This window comes from Leptospira sarikeiensis (genome assembly GCF_004769615.1).
Classification (GTDB): Bacteria; Spirochaetota; Leptospiria; order Leptospirales; family Leptospiraceae; genus Leptospira_B; species Leptospira_B sarikeiensis.
In genome coordinates this window covers 189,951-209,603 of record NZ_RQGF01000025.1, presented here as the reverse complement: position 1 = coordinate 209,603, position 19,653 = coordinate 189,951, and the positions used below count along the sequence as shown (strand labels likewise).

19 protein-coding genes are annotated in these 19,653 nt (G+C 41.1%); 14 read left to right on the top strand and 5 right to left on the bottom strand.

Going from position 1 to position 19,653, the window contains the following annotated elements; all coding sequences use genetic code 11:
- The first annotated feature begins 92 nt into the window (after positions 1-92).
- The 7 genes from yajC to EHQ64_RS10145 all read left to right on the top strand — a co-directional run bounded on the left by yajC (position 93) and on the right by EHQ64_RS10145 (position 7,272).
- A complete protein-coding gene (gene yajC / locus EHQ64_RS10175; protein ID WP_246048693.1) occupies positions 93-362 on the top strand; it encodes a preprotein translocase subunit YajC in 270 nt (89 codons plus the stop codon).
- A gap of 39 nt (positions 363-401) precedes the next feature.
- Complete coding sequence (locus EHQ64_RS10170; RefSeq protein ID WP_135649374.1) at positions 402-1,112, top strand: SRP-less Sec system protein; 711 nt, start codon at positions 402-404, stop codon at positions 1,110-1,112.
- A gap of 10 nt (positions 1,113-1,122) precedes the next feature.
- Complete coding sequence (secD, locus tag EHQ64_RS10165; RefSeq protein WP_135649373.1) at positions 1,123-3,066, top strand: protein translocase subunit SecD; 1,944 nt, start codon at positions 1,123-1,125, stop codon at positions 3,064-3,066.
- The gene (gene secF, locus EHQ64_RS10160; protein ID WP_135649372.1) at positions 3,059-3,997 is read left to right on the top strand and encodes a protein translocase subunit SecF; all 939 of its coding nucleotides are present in this window, start codon (positions 3,059-3,061) and stop codon (positions 3,995-3,997) included. Before secD ends, secF begins: the two co-directional genes overlap by 8 nt.
- On the top strand, positions 3,994-5,238 hold the full coding sequence (locus tag EHQ64_RS10155) for a bifunctional diaminohydroxyphosphoribosylaminopyrimidine deaminase/5-amino-6-(5-phosphoribosylamino)uracil reductase (protein ID WP_135649371.1): 1,245 nt from the start codon (positions 3,994-3,996) through the stop codon (positions 5,236-5,238). The genes secF and EHQ64_RS10155 overlap by 4 nt, the downstream gene beginning before the upstream one ends.
- Entirely contained in the window at positions 5,223-5,828 is a 606-nt protein-coding gene (locus tag EHQ64_RS10150) for a riboflavin synthase (protein ID WP_135649370.1), read from the top strand. Before EHQ64_RS10155 ends, EHQ64_RS10150 begins: the two co-directional genes overlap by 16 nt.
- A gap of 238 nt (positions 5,829-6,066) precedes the next feature.
- A complete protein-coding gene (locus EHQ64_RS10145) occupies positions 6,067-7,272 on the top strand; it encodes a bifunctional 3,4-dihydroxy-2-butanone-4-phosphate synthase/GTP cyclohydrolase II (RefSeq protein WP_135649369.1) in 1,206 nt (401 codons plus the stop codon).
- Here EHQ64_RS10145 and pdxH read toward each other — a convergent pair.
- The 3 genes from pdxH to EHQ64_RS10130 are packed head-to-tail and all read right to left on the bottom strand — an operon-like array spanning position 7,269 to position 9,886.
- Positions 7,269-7,910 (bottom strand): pyridoxamine 5'-phosphate oxidase, encoded by a 642-nt coding sequence (gene pdxH, locus EHQ64_RS10140; protein WP_135649397.1) that lies wholly within the window; start codon positions 7,908-7,910, stop codon positions 7,269-7,271. The two genes, EHQ64_RS10145 and pdxH, sit on opposite strands and share 4 nt — an antisense overlap.
- Positions 7,911-7,912: 2 nt before the next feature.
- The gene (locus EHQ64_RS10135; RefSeq protein ID WP_135649368.1) at positions 7,913-8,758 is read right to left on the bottom strand and encodes a prepilin peptidase; all 846 of its coding nucleotides are present in this window, start codon (positions 8,756-8,758) and stop codon (positions 7,913-7,915) included.
- 9 nt (positions 8,759-8,767) lie between these two features.
- On the bottom strand, positions 8,768-9,886 hold the full coding sequence (locus EHQ64_RS10130) for a pyridoxal phosphate-dependent aminotransferase (RefSeq protein WP_135649367.1): 1,119 nt from the start codon (positions 9,884-9,886) through the stop codon (positions 8,768-8,770).
- Between the two features lie 251 nt (positions 9,887-10,137).
- On the opposite strand from EHQ64_RS10130, the gene EHQ64_RS10125 reads away from it, so the two are divergent.
- The 7 genes from EHQ64_RS10125 (at position 10,138) to EHQ64_RS10095 (ending at position 18,015) form a co-directional block, all read left to right on the top strand.
- Positions 10,138-13,167, top strand: coding sequence for an AAA family ATPase (locus EHQ64_RS10125; RefSeq protein ID WP_135649366.1), 3,030 nt, complete (start codon positions 10,138-10,140; stop codon positions 13,165-13,167).
- A gap of 37 nt (positions 13,168-13,204) precedes the next feature.
- Positions 13,205-13,690, top strand: coding sequence for an SsrA-binding protein (gene smpB, locus EHQ64_RS10120; RefSeq protein WP_135649365.1), 486 nt, complete (start codon positions 13,205-13,207; stop codon positions 13,688-13,690).
- Complete coding sequence (gene der, locus EHQ64_RS10115; protein WP_135649364.1) at positions 13,691-15,061, top strand: ribosome biogenesis GTPase Der; 1,371 nt, start codon at positions 13,691-13,693, stop codon at positions 15,059-15,061.
- Positions 15,058-15,693: a glycerol-3-phosphate 1-O-acyltransferase PlsY gene (plsY, locus tag EHQ64_RS10110; RefSeq protein WP_135649363.1), complete on the top strand. Its 636-nt coding sequence runs from the start codon at positions 15,058-15,060 to the stop codon at positions 15,691-15,693. The genes der and plsY overlap by 4 nt, the downstream gene beginning before the upstream one ends.
- Positions 15,694-15,775: 82 nt before the next feature.
- The gene (locus tag EHQ64_RS10105; RefSeq protein ID WP_135649362.1) at positions 15,776-16,462 is read left to right on the top strand and encodes a hypothetical protein; all 687 of its coding nucleotides are present in this window, start codon (positions 15,776-15,778) and stop codon (positions 16,460-16,462) included.
- Between the two features lie 303 nt (positions 16,463-16,765).
- Positions 16,766-16,978 carry a hypothetical protein gene (locus tag EHQ64_RS10100; RefSeq protein WP_135649361.1) on the top strand — a complete coding sequence of 71 codons (213 nt, stop codon included), beginning with the start codon at positions 16,766-16,768 and terminating at the stop codon, positions 16,976-16,978.
- Between the two features lie 113 nt (positions 16,979-17,091).
- Positions 17,092-18,015 carry a DMT family transporter gene (locus tag EHQ64_RS10095; protein ID WP_135649360.1) on the top strand — a complete coding sequence of 308 codons (924 nt, stop codon included), beginning with the start codon at positions 17,092-17,094 and terminating at the stop codon, positions 18,013-18,015.
- Here EHQ64_RS10095 and EHQ64_RS10090 read toward each other — a convergent pair.
- The gene (locus EHQ64_RS10090; protein ID WP_135649359.1) at positions 18,012-18,233 is read right to left on the bottom strand and encodes a hypothetical protein; all 222 of its coding nucleotides are present in this window, start codon (positions 18,231-18,233) and stop codon (positions 18,012-18,014) included. The two genes, EHQ64_RS10095 and EHQ64_RS10090, sit on opposite strands and share 4 nt — an antisense overlap.
- Before the next feature lie 11 nt (positions 18,234-18,244).
- The gene (locus EHQ64_RS10085) at positions 18,245-19,456 is read right to left on the bottom strand and encodes an EAL domain-containing protein (RefSeq protein WP_135649358.1); all 1,212 of its coding nucleotides are present in this window, start codon (positions 19,454-19,456) and stop codon (positions 18,245-18,247) included.
- Positions 19,457-19,653 lie beyond the last annotated feature (197 nt).

Sequence of the window (19,653 nt, the reverse complement as noted above, 5' to 3'; positions counted from 1 at the left end):
AAAAAGGAATCACTAGGTTTCGTATGCTCAGTAATCTTCAAAATCTATTCTTACTCGCTCAGGCTGATCCAGCAGGAGCTCAAGGCGGAGGAATGAACACTCTGCTCTTTATCCCAATTCTATTCGTAATTTTGTATTTTATCGTGATCCGCCCTCAAAGAAACGAGGAAAAGAAAAGAAAAACGATGATAGAGGGTCTACAAAAGGGAGATACCGTTATCACTTCGTCTGGGATCCACGGTAAAGTGGTAGAATTTAAGGATAATAACGAGAGTGTTGTTCTCGCGATTGCGAAAGATACGAACGTTACGTTTAACTCTAGCACGATTTTAAGGAAGAAAGAAAAAGAGAAAGAGGCATAGTTCCCTCTTTCCGATAGTATCAGTATAATCGGTGCGAATATGAATAAGATCCTATGCCTCCTTCTTTCCATCTCATTGACCCTTCCAATTTTCGGGCAAGACGGGGAAGAAATCGATTTTTTGGACAAGGTTTCCGAACCTAAGAAAACTACAACTAGCTCTAAAAAGGCTCCTCTTGCAAAAGCTTCTAGAAAGAAGAAAGTAAAGAAGAATGCAGGTAAGAAGAAGAAACAATTAGAGTCCAAAGAGTTAGAGCAGAAGGAAGGGGAACCTAAGAAGAAGGTAGAACCTGAAATCGCACCGGATGATCCTACCCAAGGAAAAAATTCCGGAGACCCGAATGGCCCGGGAGAAACTACTGAAAAACCTGCAAACCGTGAAATTGCAAATCAGGAAACTTCTGGAGAGATCCAAAAACCTTACTGGTTAAACGAAGAGACTAATATTAGTCCTAAAAGTCTTCCCGGTTACGATGCAAGCGCCGCATCTCTTCCTAAAGAAGATATTTCTATCCGAGAAAAATTAGGAGAGATCCTAAAACTCGGAGATGATAAAAGAAAAGAAGAAGAGAAAAGAAAGGCTGCCGAGCAAAAAGAGCAGGGAGCGATTGCCGGATTTTTCTCAGAACATAAAAAGGGCATCATCATCATTGCCATCATACTCGCTTTTGCTTTATATCAATTTAGAGCCAAAGGCGCACGCGTCACTCGGCGTTCCCCTGTGACAATTAATAAAGTGAGAAGAGACTAGGAGTCCGAATTTGAAATCTGTCCAATGGATTTTTGTTCCAATCGTGGTAGTTGCTGCGTCTTTGACGCTTCTCTATCCAAATTTCGCCGAAAGAGAATTGGAACTAGCAATTAGAAAAGAATTTAACCAATTACCAGAAGAATCACGAAAAACGATACTTTCCAATTTCGCGGAAAGATGGAAATCTGATTATAACCCGCAAGGAACCTTGCAGATCGAACCTGATCCAAGCGTTTTTCCGGATAAGGATTATTATCTTGTAAAAGGAAGATTTATCACTTCCGCAAAGATCAACCAGCTTTCCCAAGAAAACCAAGAGTTGATCCTAGAGCCTAAAAATAAACTCAGACCTACTTTAGTGGAAGAGTATATTTTCGGCGGAAGACCTTTGGCAATCCGTTTGGGATTGGACTTACAAGGTGGGATGAGAGTCGTTCTGAAAGGTGATTTCGACGATTATACTTCCAAATTAAAAGATTCTTATACAAAAGAGATCGAAGATCTTACTAAGAAAAAAGACGATCCAAGTCTTTCTGAAAAAGAAAGAAAAGAAGCTCAGGACAAATTAAAAGAGATCGCAAGTTATTTCGAGCTGACTCCTACCAGAAAACTTGCGGAGTTAGAAAAGGCGAAACTGATCATAGACAATCGTCTGACCAACCAAAACTTAACAGAGCCTCAGGTTCGTATCCAAAAAGATCAGGATTCTATCGAAGTATCTCTTCCAGGTGTAAGTAACTCTTCTCAAATTTTGGACATCATCCGAAACACTGAAACTGTTGAATATAGATTGAGAGAGCCTTCCGATCCTTCTAACCAGAACTCCAGAGGTCAATATCATGACGCCATAGAATTGGAAGAAATGAAAATGATGAGCGAGGGCAAAAAGGAAGAAACCGAGATCGTTAAATTCCAGAATATAGTAAAACAGAAACTGGGAAAAGACGAGCAGGACAGATTCCTTGCTGCAATGGAGAAGAAGTATAATATTCCAGATCGTTATAAATTATACGTAAAATGGTCCAGAGCAAATAATCCTAAGGCTTCCTTACTTCCTAGGGAATTCGTAGTTCTTGAAAGAGCGATCTCTCTAGACGGAAAGGATATGAGAAACGCTCACGAAAGTTACGACCAAAACCGTCTTTCTTATTACGTTTCCTTCTCCCTAACTTCCCAAGGTGCGGAGAAATTTTTCGATATTACTTCCAAAAACGTAGGAAGACAACTTGCGATCGTATGGGGAGATAAAGTTATTTCTGATCCTGTGATTCGTAGCCCGATCGCCGGTGGTAACGCTCAGATCGACGGAGAATTCGGACAAAAAGAAGCGACCGATCTTGCAAACGTGATCAGTGAGGGTGCTCTTCCGATCCCATTAAGCGTATTGGAAATGAGATTTATCGGACCTACACTCGGGATCGAATCCATCGAAGTTGGATTAAAAGCGGTACTCTTAGGTTTCGCTTTGGTGATCATCTTCATGTTGATCATCTATAGATTGTCCGGTCTTGTCGCGGATATCGCATTATTAGTGAACGTGATCGTGTTAATGGCGCTTCTTTCTTTGATGGGCTTCACTTTGACATTACCCGGTTTTGCAGGGATCATCCTGACTGTCGGTATGGCGGTGGATGCGAACGTAATTATCTATGAAAGGATCAAGGAAGAATTGGCTGCGGGCAAACATGTATCCGCTGCAGTTGCCCAAGGTTTTGAAAACGCTTTCTGGACGATTATGGATAGTAACGTCACTACATTGATTTCCGGTATTTTAATGATCAAACTTGGAAATGGACCGATCAAAGGATTCGCGATCACTCTTTGTTGGGGTATTGTGACTTCTTTATTCACTTCCTTGTTCTTAAGTAGAATGATCATGGATCTACTCGTGAACAAATTCGGAGTTAGCAAACTTCGCATCGGATTCAAAAAATTGGAGTCCAAAAATGTTTGATTTTATAAAATATAAATACATATCAATTTCATTCTCCACGATCCTTATTGCGATCGGGTTTGGAGTTACTTTCGGAAAATACGGTGGGTTTGCAACATCATTGGACTTTGATGGTGGACTAAGAGCCGTAGTGGAATTTCCGGAAAACGTAGAACGCAAAAACTTAGAAGAATATTTTTCTTCTAAAAATATAGAAGCGGTCTTGGTCCTTATGGATAAGGATAAGAATGATTACCAGATCGATATCGGTTTGGGATCAGTGGATCAGATCAAAGAATTATATCTTCAGAAAAAAGGAAAAGATAGTGTTGAGGCTCAACAAGCTTCCGCGATAGATGCTTTGATCGGCCTTTTGCAAGAAGACTTTAAATTAGAGAAAAAGAAAATTCTCTCTGCGAATCAAGTGGGTTCCGTAGTAGGAGCCGAATTGACTTCTACAGGGATCTCTCTCTTAAGCCTTACACTTTTCTTCATCATGTTGTATTTGAGCTTTCGTTTCCAATTCAAGTTTGCTTTGGGTGCGATCTTAGCTTTGATCCACGATTTGGTGATTACGATCGCGTTTATCGGATTTTTTCAGATCAAACCTAGCGTGCCAATCATTGCTGCACTCTTAACTCTTCTCGGATATTCCATTAACGATACGATCGTGGTATTCGATAGGATCAGAGAAAATGCAGGAAATCTAAGAGATACGTTTTCTCAGGTGATCAACCTTTCGATCAATCAAACTCTTTCCAGAACGTTTAATACGTCTGTTGCAACATTGATCTCGGTAGTAGCGATCATTATAGGTGGAGCGGTAGAATTATATGATTTCGCGTATGTTCTTACATTCGGGATCATACTCGGAACATTCTCTTCCGTATTTATTGCAGCACCTCTCGTAGATATCTACGACGGTTTAAGCAAGAGGTGGAAACGCTCTTGAGCTCTTCCCTCCCGGATCGAATTCGGGAGGAACTAACACGCTATTCCTTTGTCTCCACAGGATATTCCAGTCCGAACCCTCCCGTTGCTTGTGTTATAGAAGATGCAAAAACGGGAGAAATTTTAGCTTCCGGTTTCACTCAGAGAACAGGCGGAAATCACTCAGAAAGAGAAGCTTATCGTATTCTGCGGGAAAAATTTCCGAGCGGGGATATTCCTTCTCATAATGCATATGTAACTCTGGAGCCTTGTTCTCATCACGGTAAAACTCCTCCTTGTATCGATCTATTTTTGAAAGAAAAACCGATCCGTTTGGAGTATGGCTGGAGGGACACGAATCCACTTGTGGCAGAAAACTCCGGGCTGGAGAAATTGTCCAAGATAGGTATCCAAGTTGTTCAGAATTCTGAGTTAGCCGAAATAGCGTCGAAATTCGTTTTCGGTTTTAGATCCAGAATAGACAAGGATCGACCCGCTTATTTGCTCAAAACTACAGTGAGTAAAGAAGGATATTTTAGCACTGGAGTAGGTTCGAGAGAGAAAATTTCCTCCCTCGAATCCGACTTCTTCCTTTCGATGCTTCGAGCAAAGGTGGATGCAGTTTTAGTAGGACCAAATACTGTCAAAGTAGATGATCCCGGTTTAGATTTTAGAGTGCCCGATTTTTCTTACCCGAATGTGTCTAAACATATAGAAGGAAAAGAATCCGGTTTTTCCGGATTAGTGTCTGCACTTTTAGAATATTCCGCAGAAAAAGAAATTTTTCAGATCCATCAGGATAAAGAGAAGGATTACCAAACTCTGCGAGTATTTTTTCTTCCCGCGCAAGAGTTTGCCTCCGAAGCTTTTTTGGAAAAACAATCCAAGATCAATGAAAGGATCGGTAAGAAGTCTGCGGCATTTTTTTTGGATTCGAATAAATCTTATGATCCTTCCTTTATAAATCGGTTGGAAGAACTTTCTAAATTCCCTTATGAGAGGATCGATTTTTCGGACGTACTTAAAATTTCCAGGATCTTATGCGGATGGGGAATCAACTCAGCGATGATAGAAGGCGGAAATTTTCTATATAAAGCATTCTCTCCGATCCTATCGGAAGAAGATGCAATTTTGCGAGTCAAATCCTCTACGGTTTCTTTTACGAAAGGGATCTTGCCGGAATGGGCAGGGAATTTTTCTATGGAATGGAAAGCGGAAATTGCTTCCGATCTTTGGGAGGTTGGTAGATGTTCACAGGGTTGATAGAAACTACCGGAAAAATCGAATCCATTCAGAATACTGACGATGGTAAAATTTTCAAAGTATTGACTTCTTGGAAAGATCCGGATCTGAAAAACGGGGATTCAATTTCAGTAAACGGTGCATGTCATACTGTTACTTCTTTCCAAGAGAATGGAAATAAATTCGAATTTTATTCTTCCTACAGAACTTTAGAACTTACTAATTTCGGGAATTTTCAAGTCGGAACAAAGATCAATCTGGAACGTTCCGTTCAACCTCATACTAGAATGGGTGGCCATTTCGTTACTGGCCATGTGGATCTAACTGGAAACATTCTTCTTTCAGAAGATAAAGATAATGGTAAGGTCAGAAGATTTATTATTTCTCATGATCCTTCGTTCACTAAATATTTTGCGGTTCGAGGAAGTGTAACCGTAGACGGGATCTCTCTTACGATCGTAGATTCCAAATCCGGAGAATTCGAACTAGTACTTATCCCCGAAACTCTAACAGTAACCAACGCCGCAGAAGCCTGGAAGGTCGGAGCCAAGGTAAACCTCGAAGTGGATCTCATCGCTCGATATTTGGAACAACTAGGTAAGCATAGTTAAAAGTTTCACACGGAGCACACGGAGAAGCACAGAGGGAAAGGCCTCAGTGAACGGTTGGTGTTCCTACAAATTCTTCTCTCCGTGACCTCTGTGTTCTCTGTGCGAAATCATCACGAATTCGTTTTTCTCGTTCCCGGAGTCGTATTCTTGGTTCGTTTTACCAACTATCAATGTCAAATTTCCTGTTTTCCTTAGATTTATAATGGTAAAAAACCAGTCCAACAAATGAGGTGGAATCATGATCGGCTCCATTGAACAGGCAATCGAAGATATAAAAGCGGGGAAGATGATCATTCTCGTGGATTCCGAGGATCGGGAAAACGAGGGGGATCTGGTTTGTGCCGCCCAATTTACCGACAAAGAAAAGGTAAATTTCATGGCTACTTTCGGAAGGGGGCTCATCTGCGTTCCTATGGAAGGAGACCGTCTTAGACAACTGGGTCTGAACCGAATGGTGGACGACATCAGTCTAGGAGATAAACACGGCACTGCATTTACTGTTTCCGTGGACGCTAAGGAAGGAACTACTACAGGGATTTCTGCCCAAGACAGAGCGACTACCATCCAGGCTCTGATAGATCCAAAAACGACTCCTCATGATCTTGTAAAACCGGGGCATTTATTCCCATTGCAGGCTGTTTCAGGCGGAGTGCTCAGAAGAGCAGGACATACCGAAGCTTCTGTGGATCTGTCCAAACTTGCCGGCTTATATCCTGGAGCGGTGATCTGCGAGATCATGAACGACGATGGAAGTATGTCCCGTCTTCCTGATCTTGAAAAATTTGCTGCTAAACACGGACTCAATATTTATACGATAGAAGATCTGATCCGTTACAGAAGAAAGAAAGAAAATCTAATTCATCTGGAAGTGGAAACTTCTCTTCCAACCGAATACGGGGATTTTTCCGTCAGAGCTTATTCTACCATCATAGACGATAAGGTCCATGTTGCATTAGTAAAAGGTAAAATAGATAAGGACGAGCCGATTATGGTTCGTGTTCATTCCGAATGTTTTACCGGAGATATTTTCGGAAGCGGCCGCTGTGATTGCGGACCTCAACTACATTCCGCTCTTTCCATGATCGCTCAAGAAGGGAAGGGGATCCTCCTTTATATGAGACAGGAAGGAAGAGGGATCGGTCTTATCAACAAACTCAAGGCTTATAATATGCAGGACCAAGGTTTGGATACTGTAGAGGCTAACGAGAAACTAGGATTTGCTCCCGATCTAAGAGAATACGGAGTGGGTGCTCAGATACTAAAGGATATTGGTGTGGGCAAGATGAAACTTCTCACGAATAATCCACGTAAGATCGTCGGTCTAGAAGGTTACGGTCTGGAAGTGACTGATAGAGTTCCGATAGAGATCAAACCTACCGGGAATAATCACCATTACCTATTCACTAAAAAAATGAGAATGGGACATTTACTCGGACTAAACTAAGGTTGTAGTCTCGTTTTTGTCCAAGCCCCGCCTTCTTTTCGGAATAAGATCCGATCATGAAGGCGGCTTCTTCTTCCCTGCCAAAATTCTATTTCAGAAGGATCTAATATATATCCTCCCCAAGTTTCCGGGAGTGGGACGGTCTTTCCTTCGTATTTTGATCTTAATTCTTCAAAATGTTTTTCTAATACGGATCTGTCTTGAACAGGATCACTTTGAGCGGAAGCAAGAGCGCCTATCTGACTTTCGAACGGTCTGGAATGAAAGTAGTTTGCTGAATTTTCCCTGGATACTTTGGAAACTTTCCCTCTGATCCGAACCTGTCTTTCCAGTTCAGGCCAGAAAAAAACAAGGCTTGCATTCGGGTTGGATTCGAGAGCCTTCCCTTTGCTGCTGGAATAATTGGTATAAAATTGAAATCCTTGGTTTTCGATCCCTTTGAGTAGAACGATCCTCGCATCCGGGATCCCGTCTTCTCTTATTGTGGCAAGTGTCATTGCAGTAGGTTCTAAAACTTCCGAATGGACCGCTTGTTCGAACCAAACTTTAAAAAAATCTAAAGGGGAAGATCCGACATCCGCTTCGTCCAAAGAGGCTTTACTATATTCGTTCCTGATATCGGAGATCTTTTTCTGCATGTCTATAGGATGAAGTTTGTCCACTCAGGAAGTAAACCCGAATTTGAGACTAGTCTAGCGAGAAAGGTCAATGCAAGGCCGATTGAAAAATACACTCCCATAGGGATCGGAACTCTTCTCAAACTTTCTCCCTTTTTCCTCTTCAATACAGTGACTATGATCGCAATCCCATAGGAAGAATTTAAGAAGAAGATCCACCAAGGATGTCCGCATAAAAGAGCGAAAGCAGGTGCAAATACCGCATCCGCAAATCCCATCGCATTCGGAAAAAGGAAATAGATCAGAAAGAATACTGCGGAAAAACAAACGTATACGATCAGATCCGCCTTGCCCGGTGTCGCATCGAAGAATAAATAATTTGTTAGTGCTCCAAAGAGTAGAATGAAGGGTAAATTTTCATAATCTAAGGAAAACTTTTGGAAATCGGTACTTGCTGAAACGAGTAAATGTCCGCATAGAGCTAAAAATGCAAATGTCCCGAGTAGTTTTCCGGAAAGAAGAAATGCTACTACGAATAATAACCCGAAAACTGCTTCGCATAAGGAGTATAATGGATTGATCGGAACTTTACAGTTGCTACATTCTTTCTTAGAAAACCAGTATCCGAAAACTGGAAAGATTACAAGTCCTGTAATCTTATTACCACAAGACTCACAAGAAGAAGGTTCTATTAGTATCTTACGAAGTCTAAAAAGTTTGGAGCCAATTTTTCTTTCTTTGCCATAATAGAATCGGACGACCCTATACGCTAAGGTAGAATAAAAACTTCCCATGGAGAAGGAGATTAAAACTCCTCCGATCCATATGAAAATTACTAAACTCGGGAACTCAGAATAAAACTCCGCCAAAATTTTCTCTTAAGAAGCCGCGAGTTCTTTTAAGGCCTGGACGCCTCGTTTCAAATTCTCCCATTCGGAAGCGAAACTGATCCGGATATATTCTTTGGAATCTGTGAATATATATCCGGGAACTAAGATGAGGCTTTTTTCCTTAACAGCTCTAACAATGAAATCGTCGTCTTTTCCTTTTATTTTCAGGAAGAAATAGAAGGCCCCGCCGCTTTTTTTCAGTTCGTAATGGTCCTTAAGATTCTCGTAAACGAAATCTCTTTTTTCCCTATAATCGTCTATATAAGGTTGCATCTCTGTCTTTAAAGCTTCTATCCCCATCCATTGTGTGACGGAAGGAGCGCATACCAGAGTGTATTGTTGCAGAGTAGTTAAGGTTTTTATAATGGGTGCCGGAGCTAAAATAGAAGCAAGACGAAGTCCTGTCATACTATATGTTTTGGAGAATCCGGAAAGAGTGATTGCTCTTTCATAAAAAGATCCTACGGATAAGAAAGACTTATCGTAATCGAACTTTTCGTAGATCTCGTCGGAGATCAGATAGGCTCCCGTTTTTTCCGCAAGATCTGCGAGAGCTGTAAGTTGAGACTTGTTTAAAACGGTTCCGGTCGGATTGGAAGGAGTGGAGAAGATGATGATCTTCAACTTCTTATCCTTAAATGAGTTTAGATCGTCAGGTTGAAAATCCTCGGAGATCGTATGCATTTTTCCGCCGTATATTTTGATATAAGCAGGATACATTAGGAAGTGAGGAGTTACTACAAGGCATTCGTCTCCTTCGTTCAGAAGGGAGTTGAATAAAAGTAAAAATGCGGAGCTGATCCCGGAAGTGATTAAAATTCTTTCCGGGTTCGCATATGGAATATGATTCTCTTGTTTGTATTTTTGAGCCAGAGCTTCTTTTAATTCAGGAATTCCGGCGGTTAAAGTATAGGCGGTTTTGCCGTCGCGAAGAGCTTTTGCTCCAGCTTCTATAATATTCGGAGGACAAGGAAAATGAGGCTGTCCTATGGAAAGGTTGATCGGGTCCTTTAAGGAACCGGCAAGTTCGAATGCTTTTCGTATGGCTGAGGAATCCAGTCCTTGGATCCTTTGTGCTAGTACATAGTCGAGGGTACTTTGGCTCATAGAAATACGCTAATGTAGAAGCCGTTTGTCTAACAAACCGAAATTAGATCTACTTAATGTTTTTTTCGCACAGAGGCCACGGAGCCAACAGAGATATTTCGGATTACCACCACCAAAACTCTGTGATCTCAGTGAGCTCCGTGCGAAGACCATTTTGATTCCAAAGTAAAAAGTTGGAGTGTCCAACCAATCGTCGCAGGAAAGGGAGAAATGAGATTGCCTCCGGATTCTACTTTCCGGATCTTGGGGACATGGATACAGTAACAATCGCCGGCATCAAAGTACCTAAGTCTAAATTGGGAAATAATTCCGGATCTCTCGGCGCCGACTTGGTGGAAACGGATTCCACTATCCGAAATCTTCAAAATATTCTGTATCCACTTTTGGAATCCCGTCCGGTTCTTCTGGTGGGAGACGCAGGGGTCGGAAAAAACGCACTTATCTATTATATTAATTTTAAACGAAATCATCCTACTGCAAGATTCAGTTTTAATGAGGACACTTTACCGGAAGATCTGATCGGTTCCTACAGATTACTTCTGGATGGAAAAGGTTTTGCTTGGGGGGACGGGCCTCTTACTTCTGCAGTGAGAAGTGGCGCAAGTTTTGTCGCAGACGAGATGAACCTTTGTCCTCCTCATATCATCAAACGTTTTTCCACAGTATATGAATCCAATCATTTGGAGCTGATAGAAGGTGACGGTTCCAGGATCCACGCCGCAGAAGGATTTAATTTTATCGGGACCCAAAACCCTTCCGAAGGTTTTGAAGGTCGTAAGCCTCTTCCTTTCGATATCACCAGATATTATTCTACTGTATTTATAGATCCTCATACACCAGACGAGATCCTGTTTATCCTCGGAAAATTGTATCCGAATATGAATACTGATATTCTGAAATCCTGTATTCGTATCTCTCTCGAAACTGAATCCAAAGTGGTTTCGGGAGCATTAGGAAAAGGTGATTTAGAAAAGTATCATTTCAATATCCGAAATCTGAAAAAGCTTTGCAATCGTATCTTAAGTCTAAAAGCGGATCAGCCTGAACTTAGATTTAGGGAACTTTGGAATTTTTATGTGGAGCCATTCCGCAAAGAAGACGATCGTAATTCTCAAATCGAACTTCTTCTGAAAGAAACAGGTTTAAAATCCAAACCGAATCTTCCTGAGCCTAAATTCGAAGTTCATAAGGGCTCCTTGTTCTGTAACGATAAAGAAATTTCAGTTACTAACGAAAAGGCTGCAAAAGAGATCCTTTCTTCCGTTCCGATGCCTTTGAAATTAAGAGAGTTTGCGGAGAAGGTTTACTCTGCAGTTCAATTCAAAGAGAACGTTCTGATAGAATATTCCGAAGAGCAAGATCCTCAGCTCATTCTACCTTTATTTACTGAGATTAGCGGAGTTCCTTTGGAAGCAGTCCATCTTTGTAAAGGAATTCATACCGCGGACATTATTGGTGCCTTAAAACCGATCGCAGGTTCCCAAGTGGGTTGGGTAGATGGTCCTTTGACAAAAGGGATCCGAGAAGGTGGGAATATCCTGATCACCAACCTGGAAGCAGCAGGTGCAGAACTCGTAGAAAAATTGAATATGCTTACGGATGATGCGAGAGCTCTTGTTCTTCCTCCAGAAAGTTCGGAAGAGCGTCCTCTTTCTTTAAAAGAAGAATCTCGTATCTTCGCACTCAAACTTTTTAGAAAAACAAAATCCACTCCTACGATTTCCAGAGCTTTTAGGAACAGATTTACATCCGTTCTATTTCCTGAGTTGGAAGATTCAGCAACACTTCAAGAAATCTTAAACTTCTATCTGCCTGAAGGAGATCTTGTTTCCAAGATGGCGGAGTTTCATACAAAAATTAAGGATCTTGCAAAGAAGAGAACTATCGGTTCTGCAAATTTAATGCCTTATACATTCGGACTTTCGAATCTTCTACAATGGAAAGATCATATTCTACGTTATGCAGAAGAGTCTCTTGGAAAAGAGGGCTTGCGAGAGATCGCGATACGAGGTGGAAAGATCGCATACTCCAATCAGGTTTCAGATCCTGGTGAAAGAAAAGAACTGGAGAGAATTTTAGAATTCTCCTTATCCGGGATCGAAATTGTATCTGACTTCTTCCAAACCTTGGAGGATAAGAAAAAAAAAACTCTGACTCCTTCCACAGAAATCGAAAAGAAACGTTGGTGGGATCCGGAACTCCATAAAAGAGAAGCGATCACCGGAAAAGCGGAACTGAAAAATTCAGGACGCGAACTCCGAGAAGGTTTAGAGATCAATACTCCCGAAACCGGGGGTCAAAGAAAAGAAGGTCCCGACGCATGGTATGGACAAGAGACCCGAGGAAATATGGGTCAAGGGGAACCTGCCGGTGGGGGTGGAGCCTGGGGTTATCGCACGGAAGAATTATACAAAGCGTTTCTTGCAAAGAGAAGAATTCTTTGGGAATACACCATCCAAACAAGCATCAAAGAGTTTAAGGAAGTTTTCGGTCGTAGCTTAGAAGAAGTACAGCTGAACCTAGAAAGACTTTTTGATCCTGAAATTGATATTAACAGGATGTATAGAAGCGAAGGTTCCCGAATCGACACCCGTAAATACATTTCTTTCTTATCCGGAAAAGGAGACTCCAAAGTATTCGATAAGACTACGATAGATAAGGACGAAGAAAAACTAAAAGGTGTGGAAGTTGCCTTCTTAGTGTCCAAGTCCCGTAGGATCTTCAACTTCGAGTATTCTGTAGCTACACTTTCTGCGATGTTATCCAGCGCTCATATTTTGGATGAGCACGACGTGAACTTCTCCGTTACCGCTTATTCCGATAGAATGAACCGAAAAGATCGGATCGACCTAGTCCAAGTGAAACGAATGGACGAATACTTTGATCCTAAGAAGGAAGAGGAGATGTTCGATTCTCTCCGAGCCGACTGGCAAGGGGACTCCATAGAGGAATACCAACTCTTAGAACAGATAGAATCCTACTTTTCCCCGGACGCCCAGACGAAAATACTGGTCATGATCTCGGATTTTAGGGGTCAAAGAGGGAAGACGGAAATCGAGCACGAGATCCAATCCCGGGATAATAAGCGCTTGAAGGCTGAAATCCTGAAACATACAAATAAGAATTACGTGTTTTTGGGTGTGGGACTCGGACGCAGATATATTGCAGAGCATTTATTCCCTGATTCCATCCAAATCACCTCGGAAAACTTCTATAATATGCCGAATTTAATCGGGGCGGAACTGGGAAGATTGATCCTCACTCACCATTCTTCCCGATAACGGTACGCGGGGATTGTCCCGCAAACTTTTGGGAACTATGGCAAAGAAAAAGGAAAAAGATTCAGGCGCTCCTCAGCCCCTGGTAAACAAAAAAGCCAAGTTTAACTTCGAACTGATCTCGTTCATCGAAGCTGGGATCGTTTTGTCCGGATCAGAAGTCAAAAGTCTCCGAGAGAAAAAAGCGAATCTCACAGATGCATTCGCAAAGATCAAGAACGGGGAAGTATATCTGGATAGTTTTTCGATTACTCCGTACAAAAACGGAGGATATACGAACCATCCGGACATTCGTCCTCGCAAACTTCTTCTGAATAGAAAAGAGATAGATAAACTAGATAAACAAATCAAAGAAAAGGGCTTGGTGCTCGTCGCTACAAAAGTGTATTTCAAAGACAACCGTTGGGCAAAGGTGGAACTAGCATTAGGAAAACCTAAAAAACTATTCGATAAACGGGAAGATATGAAGAAGAGCGACGCTAAACTAGAAATCGCGAGAGCGATGAAGGCCAAGAATTACTCTTAAATGTCCTCTAAAAAAAGAGTTCCGATCATAAGTATCGTTGGGCGCCAGAATGTGGGAAAATCCACTCTATTCAACGCTCTATTAAAAAAGAAATTAGCGATCACGGAAGATTATCCCGGAGTGACCCGAGATGTTTTACGTGCTCGAGTTCTGAATCCTGAAAAAGGATTGGATTTTATTCTATGTGATACCCCCGGCTTAGATATAGAAAGACCTGAAAGTTTGGAAGAAGCGGTTCTTGAAAACGCTTTCAGACAAGTAGCAGAATCGGATCTTGTAGTATTCCTTTTGGATCTAAAAGAAGTTACTTCTTACGATTCAAGATTGATAGATAAATTCAGAAAGGATCCTGAACTAAATCAGATCCCTGTCTTATATTGTGTAAACAAAGTCGATCATCCGGAAGATGAGGAAGATCTAGATTCATTCTACAAAATGGGTTTGTCGGAGATCCTACCGATTTCCGCGATCGGTAGAAGAAACCTTCCTCTACTTTTGGAAAAGATCGCATTCTTACTTCCGAATGCAAAAAGAAGGATCCAAACGGATGAAGAGGGTGAACTTCCTAGTCTAGAGGATTTTAGTCTTGCGATCGTAGGAAAACCGAATGCAGGAAAATCAAGTCTTCTAAATGCGTTATGTGGATATGATAGGGCCGTAGTAAGTGAAGTCGCTGGAACCACTCGCGACTCTGTGGATACTACTGTAACTTTCGATGGGAAGAAGATCCGTATTACGGATACTGCAGGTATTCGTAGAAAATCGGATAAGGCAGAAGCCCTCGAATTTTATTCCTACAAAAGAACACAAAAGACCATCCAAAGTTCGGACGTGGTCATCCATCTTTTGGATGCGCTAAAAGGTTTTGGAGAATTCGATAAAAAGATCGTAGGAATGCTCCAAGAAGAAGGAAAGCCCTTTTTGCTCGCGGTGAATAAATGGGACGCAGTAGAAAATAAGGATAATAATTCCTTTAAAGACTATCAGGAACGTCTGTATTCCAGATTTCCTCTTTTAAAAGAGATCCAGATCGTTACTCTAAGCGCTAAAGAAAAACAAAGAATTCATAAGATGATGGAGATGACGATCGATCTTGCATCTCGTGCAAAAAGAAAAATTTCCACTTCGGAGTTGAATCAATCTCTCCGAGCTTGGATGGCAGAAGCGGGGCGTTCTTTTTCCGCAAATCGCCCTCCAAAAATGTTATATTGCACCCAAGTGTCCATTTCTCCGTTCCATCTCATCTTATTCGTAAATCATGTGGATTATTTTAAATCCAACCTGCTTTCATTCATTAAGAAGAAGCTGACTGAAAAATATAATCTAAAAGGAATTCCCATCCGTTTGGAGTTGAGGTCCGACAGAAAATGAGCGAACTATTTATCATTTTTCTTCCTTCTTCTTTTCTATTGGGCTCCATCCCGTTTGGATTTTTAGCTGCAAAGTATAAAGGGATCGATATCAGACAAAAAGGAAGCGGAAATATTGGTGCAACCAATGTTACCCGTTTGCTTGGATGGAAGATAGGTCTTCCGGTCTTACTGTTAGATATTCTAAAAGGTGCAATTTTTCCTCTGACAATCCGTATCTTATATGGAGATGTTCAGGAAATTTTGGCACTGTCTTGCGGAGTCGCAGCTGTCCTTGGTCATATGTTTTCTCCTTTTTTAAATTTTAAAGGAGGGAAGGGGGTTGCGACTAGTTTCGGAGTATTTGCAGTCCTTGCTCCCGGATCTACATTGATCACTCTTATAGTTTTTTTAAGTTTAAAGAAGATATTCGGATTCGTATCTATAGGATCCATAGGTGGAGCATTCACTTTACCGATTTCCTATTATTTACTTTCTCTTTGGGAAGGTAAAAGTTTTCATACGCCTATCTTTTGGGCGATCGTCTGTATTAGTTTAACGATCTTAATTTTACATAGAACCAATTTGATCCGTTTATTCAAAGGGCAAGAATTCGCCTCAGATAAGGAAAAATACTCCAAAAACCAAAAATAAACTTTTTTCGAAATTCCAAATGAGTTCCTTTTAGGCTTGAATTTCAAAGCGGTCGCCTTTAAAAAATTCCCATAAGGTTTTTATGATTCATAAGGAGATAGACGAAAACCGGACTAGAGAGGAGAAAATCTCCAGCCTGAACCGCTTTATAGAAGCTCATCCCCTTGCGGAGATCCAAGACCTGTACAAATGGTTGTATTATGGGGAATTCGGAGAAGTAGCCGTCCAAGAATTTTACTCAGAGAAAAAAAATGCTCCCGCTCTCCATTCCATGTTGGAAGAACTTCGTTTCGACGGAGACAATAATATCTCCCCGGAAATGGTATGGGAACCTTTAGGTTTTTCTCAAAGATACCTGATGGTTTACCTCACTCCATATTTTAATTTAGAATATCCTTTGATGAGAGTGGTCAATCTGATCCAAAGATCCTCAGCTTTCCAAGGATATAGGATGAGATTCAAATTAGATTGGATCATGTTAAAAGACGAGATTGTGTCTAGAAACTTAGGATTTACAAAACAAGACTTTATCAACTTCGAAGATCGGATCCAATTCCATCAGCTGCCGGAGTTAGAATTTTCGGATATATTCAAACAAAATTATCCCGCTGCAAAACGGATCATTGCAGGAAAATTATTCTTCGAATATTTTCCTGAATTCATAAACGAGCCTAAAGGATTTACACTCTTAGAAGACGAGGCTGGTTCTTCTGTCCCAGAAGAAAACGAAGAAGTGAGCTATCCACGCTGGGAAGGCGAGGCCTTGTAAAATCTTAATTCCTATATCTCCGTGGTCTCTGTGTCCTCCGTGCGAAATCGGGTTCGCACAGAGTTCACTGAGGGTTTAATGCTATCACAAACTTGTCCTTCTTTCCTTTGCTGCTTTGCGTGAAAATTGTTCTAAAAGTTTCTTGGGTTCACGCTAAGGCGCAAAGAGAAGAAGGTTTTTGTTGTAGTCCCTACTGGAAAAACTCCCTATTTTGCCGATGGCTTTGTGCCTTTTTTCCCGAAATTTCTTTCTTTACAAAACTTCCGGTTTAGGCTACGTTTTGTAAAAATAGGATTCGCAGTTATGTTACAAGAAATCAATGCAGCCGGAAGCAATAACCGAGCAGCCCAACAATTCTCCCAATCCGAATTTACGATCCGAAATATGCCGGACCGTCTTCATCCATTAAGCAATATGGACTCAGTCGTAACCGCACCCAAGAGCCTTGCCAAGGTAGGCGTAAATACAGATGACCAAATGACACGCAGGGGTTATCTAATCGATCTAAATGCATGATCTTTCAGATACAGACTAGAGTTCGAAAAGAAAACCCGGCAACCAGGCCGGGTTTTTTATTGTCCTCCTCATCTAAAGCGAGGGGAAAAAACTGGTAATGAGGCAATGCCTGAATGTTCCAAAATCAATCTATAAAATTCTTTATTCTACTTGTGATCGCTATGGTGAGTTGGGGATTCGCCTGGCCTTCCGCTAAATCTATCGTAGGAACGGAACCGCCGATAGTGATCGTGTTCTGGAGGTTTTTAGCCACGGCCTTATCTTTAATTCCGGTCCTTATTCTAAGAAAGGAATCAATTGCGTTGCCGGATAAAAAAGGAGTGCTGCAAGTAATTATAGGAGCGATTTTATACACCATATACAATCAGTTCTTCTTACTCGGATTGAACCAAGGACTTGCAGGTGCAGGCGGAGTATTGGTGACTACGATGAATCCAATATTCACTTATATACTAGTCCATAGCTTTCAAAGAAAACTTCCTTCCATGAAAGAGTTTATAGGGCTTTTCATAGGTTTAGCCGGAGGATTTTTACTATTAAAGATCTGGGAAGGGGATTGGACTTTACTATTCCAATCAGGGAACGTTTATTTTTTACTTTGTGCATTTAGCTGGGCGATCCTGAGTATGAATAGTTCAAGCACTGGGCAAAGAATGTCCCCCATGGTATATAGTTTTTATGTATTCAGTATCGGAACAATATTAGATCTATTTTTGGCACTTCCCTATGACTTAGGCGGAGTATTCGATAATGATTGGAATTTTTGGGTCCAGCTATTTTACCTTTCCGTAATATCTACTACATTCGGAACTACCGTATATTTTTATGCTTCCAGCAGACTCGGATCCAGGACCGCGAGTTCTTTCATCTTTCTAGTTCCAGTGACTGCATTACTTGGAAGTTGGATCTTTTTGGGAGAAGAGCCTAAATTAAGCACATTGCTCGGAGGAGCCTTCGCGATTTCTTCCGTGATCATCCTAAATAGGACCCAAGGAAAGAAAACGGAGACAAAAGAAAAATTGGAAGTTGTGAATTAACCCCAATTACTTTTATAAAAATGACGACCTTTAGGAGCTACTTGAAATCCTTCCGGGTGCTCCACGATCAGACTGGCTTCTTTTAGATCTTCTAAATGAGGCCTGAGATTCCATTCGGTAAGAGAGGTATTTAATTCCAGATCCCTCATCGTTAAAAATCCTCCACCTGAGGAAGCAAGATAGATATCTTGTAGGATCTGATTTTCGATGCCGCTCATAGTACCTTTGTTTAGTAGAGTCTTGGAGCGGTCACGTCTAAAAATACATAGGCACCCGATTCCACTTCCTTGCTGAACACGATCAGGTCTTTCACTGCGTCGCTATCAAAATATCTATCGCTCATTCCCCAGTCTTCCGGCTTTCTCATGGAATCTCGTAATTGTTTATAAAAATAAGGAAGGTAGGACCAGTTTTTTCCGATCCCATGACTCGATTCTCGAAAAGAATCTTCTCCTGTTCTCATATAATATGGAGACAATTGGGTTCCTTTTGAATCTGTAATATATACCCTGTGGATCTCCTTGGAAGATTGAAAGACGGTATATGCGTCTATCATATATCTATTCGCTATTTTTAATATAGGGAACGGATTTAAAAGTTCTGTAAGAGTGAGCCTGATCTTTCTTTCGAAATTCAACTCTTGCTTGAGTGCTTCCATCTTTTTCTTATGAAAAAATTTTACCATTTCTTTGATGGAAAGAGATGGTTCCTTGCCATCCGAAAGCTCAGGGCCTGGTTTCAATAATAAAAATCCCTGTAAGAATCTTGCTCCACCTTCTAATGCAAAATATAATTCTTCCTGGGTTTCCAAACCCTCGTATAGAACCGAAGCACCGATAGAGAAGGCTAGGTCCCTAATATGCTCCAATACTTTTCGAACGGAAGGAGAACGAGAAGAAGCCCTAATCAGTCTTAAGTCCATTTTTAAAAAGTCTGGACGCAAAAGCCCGACTCTTTCTATTCCGGAAGCTTCCGAGCCTAGATCATCCAAAGCGATCTTAAATCCGTAGGCTCTCAATAGATCCACTGCGATACGTAAAGAATCCAAACTTCCGGAAAATTCCTCTTCGGTCACTTCTAAGATGATACGATTCGGATCTATTCCATATTCTCTGCAAAGCCGTAGTAAACGAAAAGAATCGATCCTCTCGTTCTCTAATTCGCGATATAACCTATTCGGAGAAATGTTTAAGAATAATTTAGAGGTTCCTGAAATCAGTTTAAGTTTATTTAATGCTGTTTTCCAAAGAGTTTCTTCCAGATCTCCTAATTCTGTATCCGACAATCCCGCTTCTGCGGAAAATAAATAACCTGCGGAACTCCAGCCATCAGGAGTTCTTTTACGTGCCAAGACTTCGTGAGCAAAAATTTTCTCATCTTCCACGGAGAGAATCGGTTGGAAGAATGGTGCAATTTCTGTGTTAATCGCTGGAAGGATCACTGTTCGCTATATTGAATTAATTTATTGTTATAGCAAACGAAATATACCTTTGCACAAGGTTTTAACGGCGATGTGGTTTATATATTACTCATTGTTTAATAATATTAAATTACTCTATAACTTAAGGAAGAAGATCTAAAACCTCAGTGGTCTCTGTGTAGTCCATGCGAAATATTTGGGCTTCGCATAGTTCACTA

Coding starts and splice junctions, on each gene's coding strand:
- yajC (WP_246048693.1), top strand. CDS start 93: ATGAACACTCTGCTCTTTATCCCAATTCTATTCGTAATTTTGTATTTT.
- EHQ64_RS10170 (WP_135649374.1), top strand. CDS start 402: ATGAATAAGATCCTATGCCTCCTTCTTTCCATCTCATTGACCCTTCCA.
- secF (WP_135649372.1), top strand. CDS start 3,059: ATGTTTGATTTTATAAAATATAAATACATATCAATTTCATTCTCCACG.
- EHQ64_RS10150 (WP_135649370.1), top strand. CDS start 5,223: ATGTTCACAGGGTTGATAGAAACTACCGGAAAAATCGAATCCATTCAG.
- EHQ64_RS10145 (WP_135649369.1), top strand. CDS start 6,067: ATGATCGGCTCCATTGAACAGGCAATCGAAGATATAAAAGCGGGGAAG.
- pdxH (WP_135649397.1), bottom strand. CDS start 7,910: ATGCAGAAAAAGATCTCCGATATCAGGAACGAATATAGTAAAGCCTCT.
- EHQ64_RS10130 (WP_135649367.1), bottom strand. CDS start 9,886: ATGAGCCAAAGTACCCTCGACTATGTACTAGCACAAAGGATCCAAGGA.
- EHQ64_RS10125 (WP_135649366.1), top strand. CDS start 10,138: ATGGATACAGTAACAATCGCCGGCATCAAAGTACCTAAGTCTAAATTG.
- smpB (WP_135649365.1), top strand. CDS start 13,205: ATGGCAAAGAAAAAGGAAAAAGATTCAGGCGCTCCTCAGCCCCTGGTA.
- der (WP_135649364.1), top strand. CDS start 13,691: ATGTCCTCTAAAAAAAGAGTTCCGATCATAAGTATCGTTGGGCGCCAG.
- plsY (WP_135649363.1), top strand. CDS start 15,058: ATGAGCGAACTATTTATCATTTTTCTTCCTTCTTCTTTTCTATTGGGC.
- EHQ64_RS10105 (WP_135649362.1), top strand. CDS start 15,776: ATGATTCATAAGGAGATAGACGAAAACCGGACTAGAGAGGAGAAAATC.
- EHQ64_RS10100 (WP_135649361.1), top strand. CDS start 16,766: ATGTTACAAGAAATCAATGCAGCCGGAAGCAATAACCGAGCAGCCCAA.
- EHQ64_RS10095 (WP_135649360.1), top strand. CDS start 17,092: ATGTTCCAAAATCAATCTATAAAATTCTTTATTCTACTTGTGATCGCT.
- EHQ64_RS10090 (WP_135649359.1), bottom strand. CDS start 18,233: ATGAGCGGCATCGAAAATCAGATCCTACAAGATATCTATCTTGCTTCC.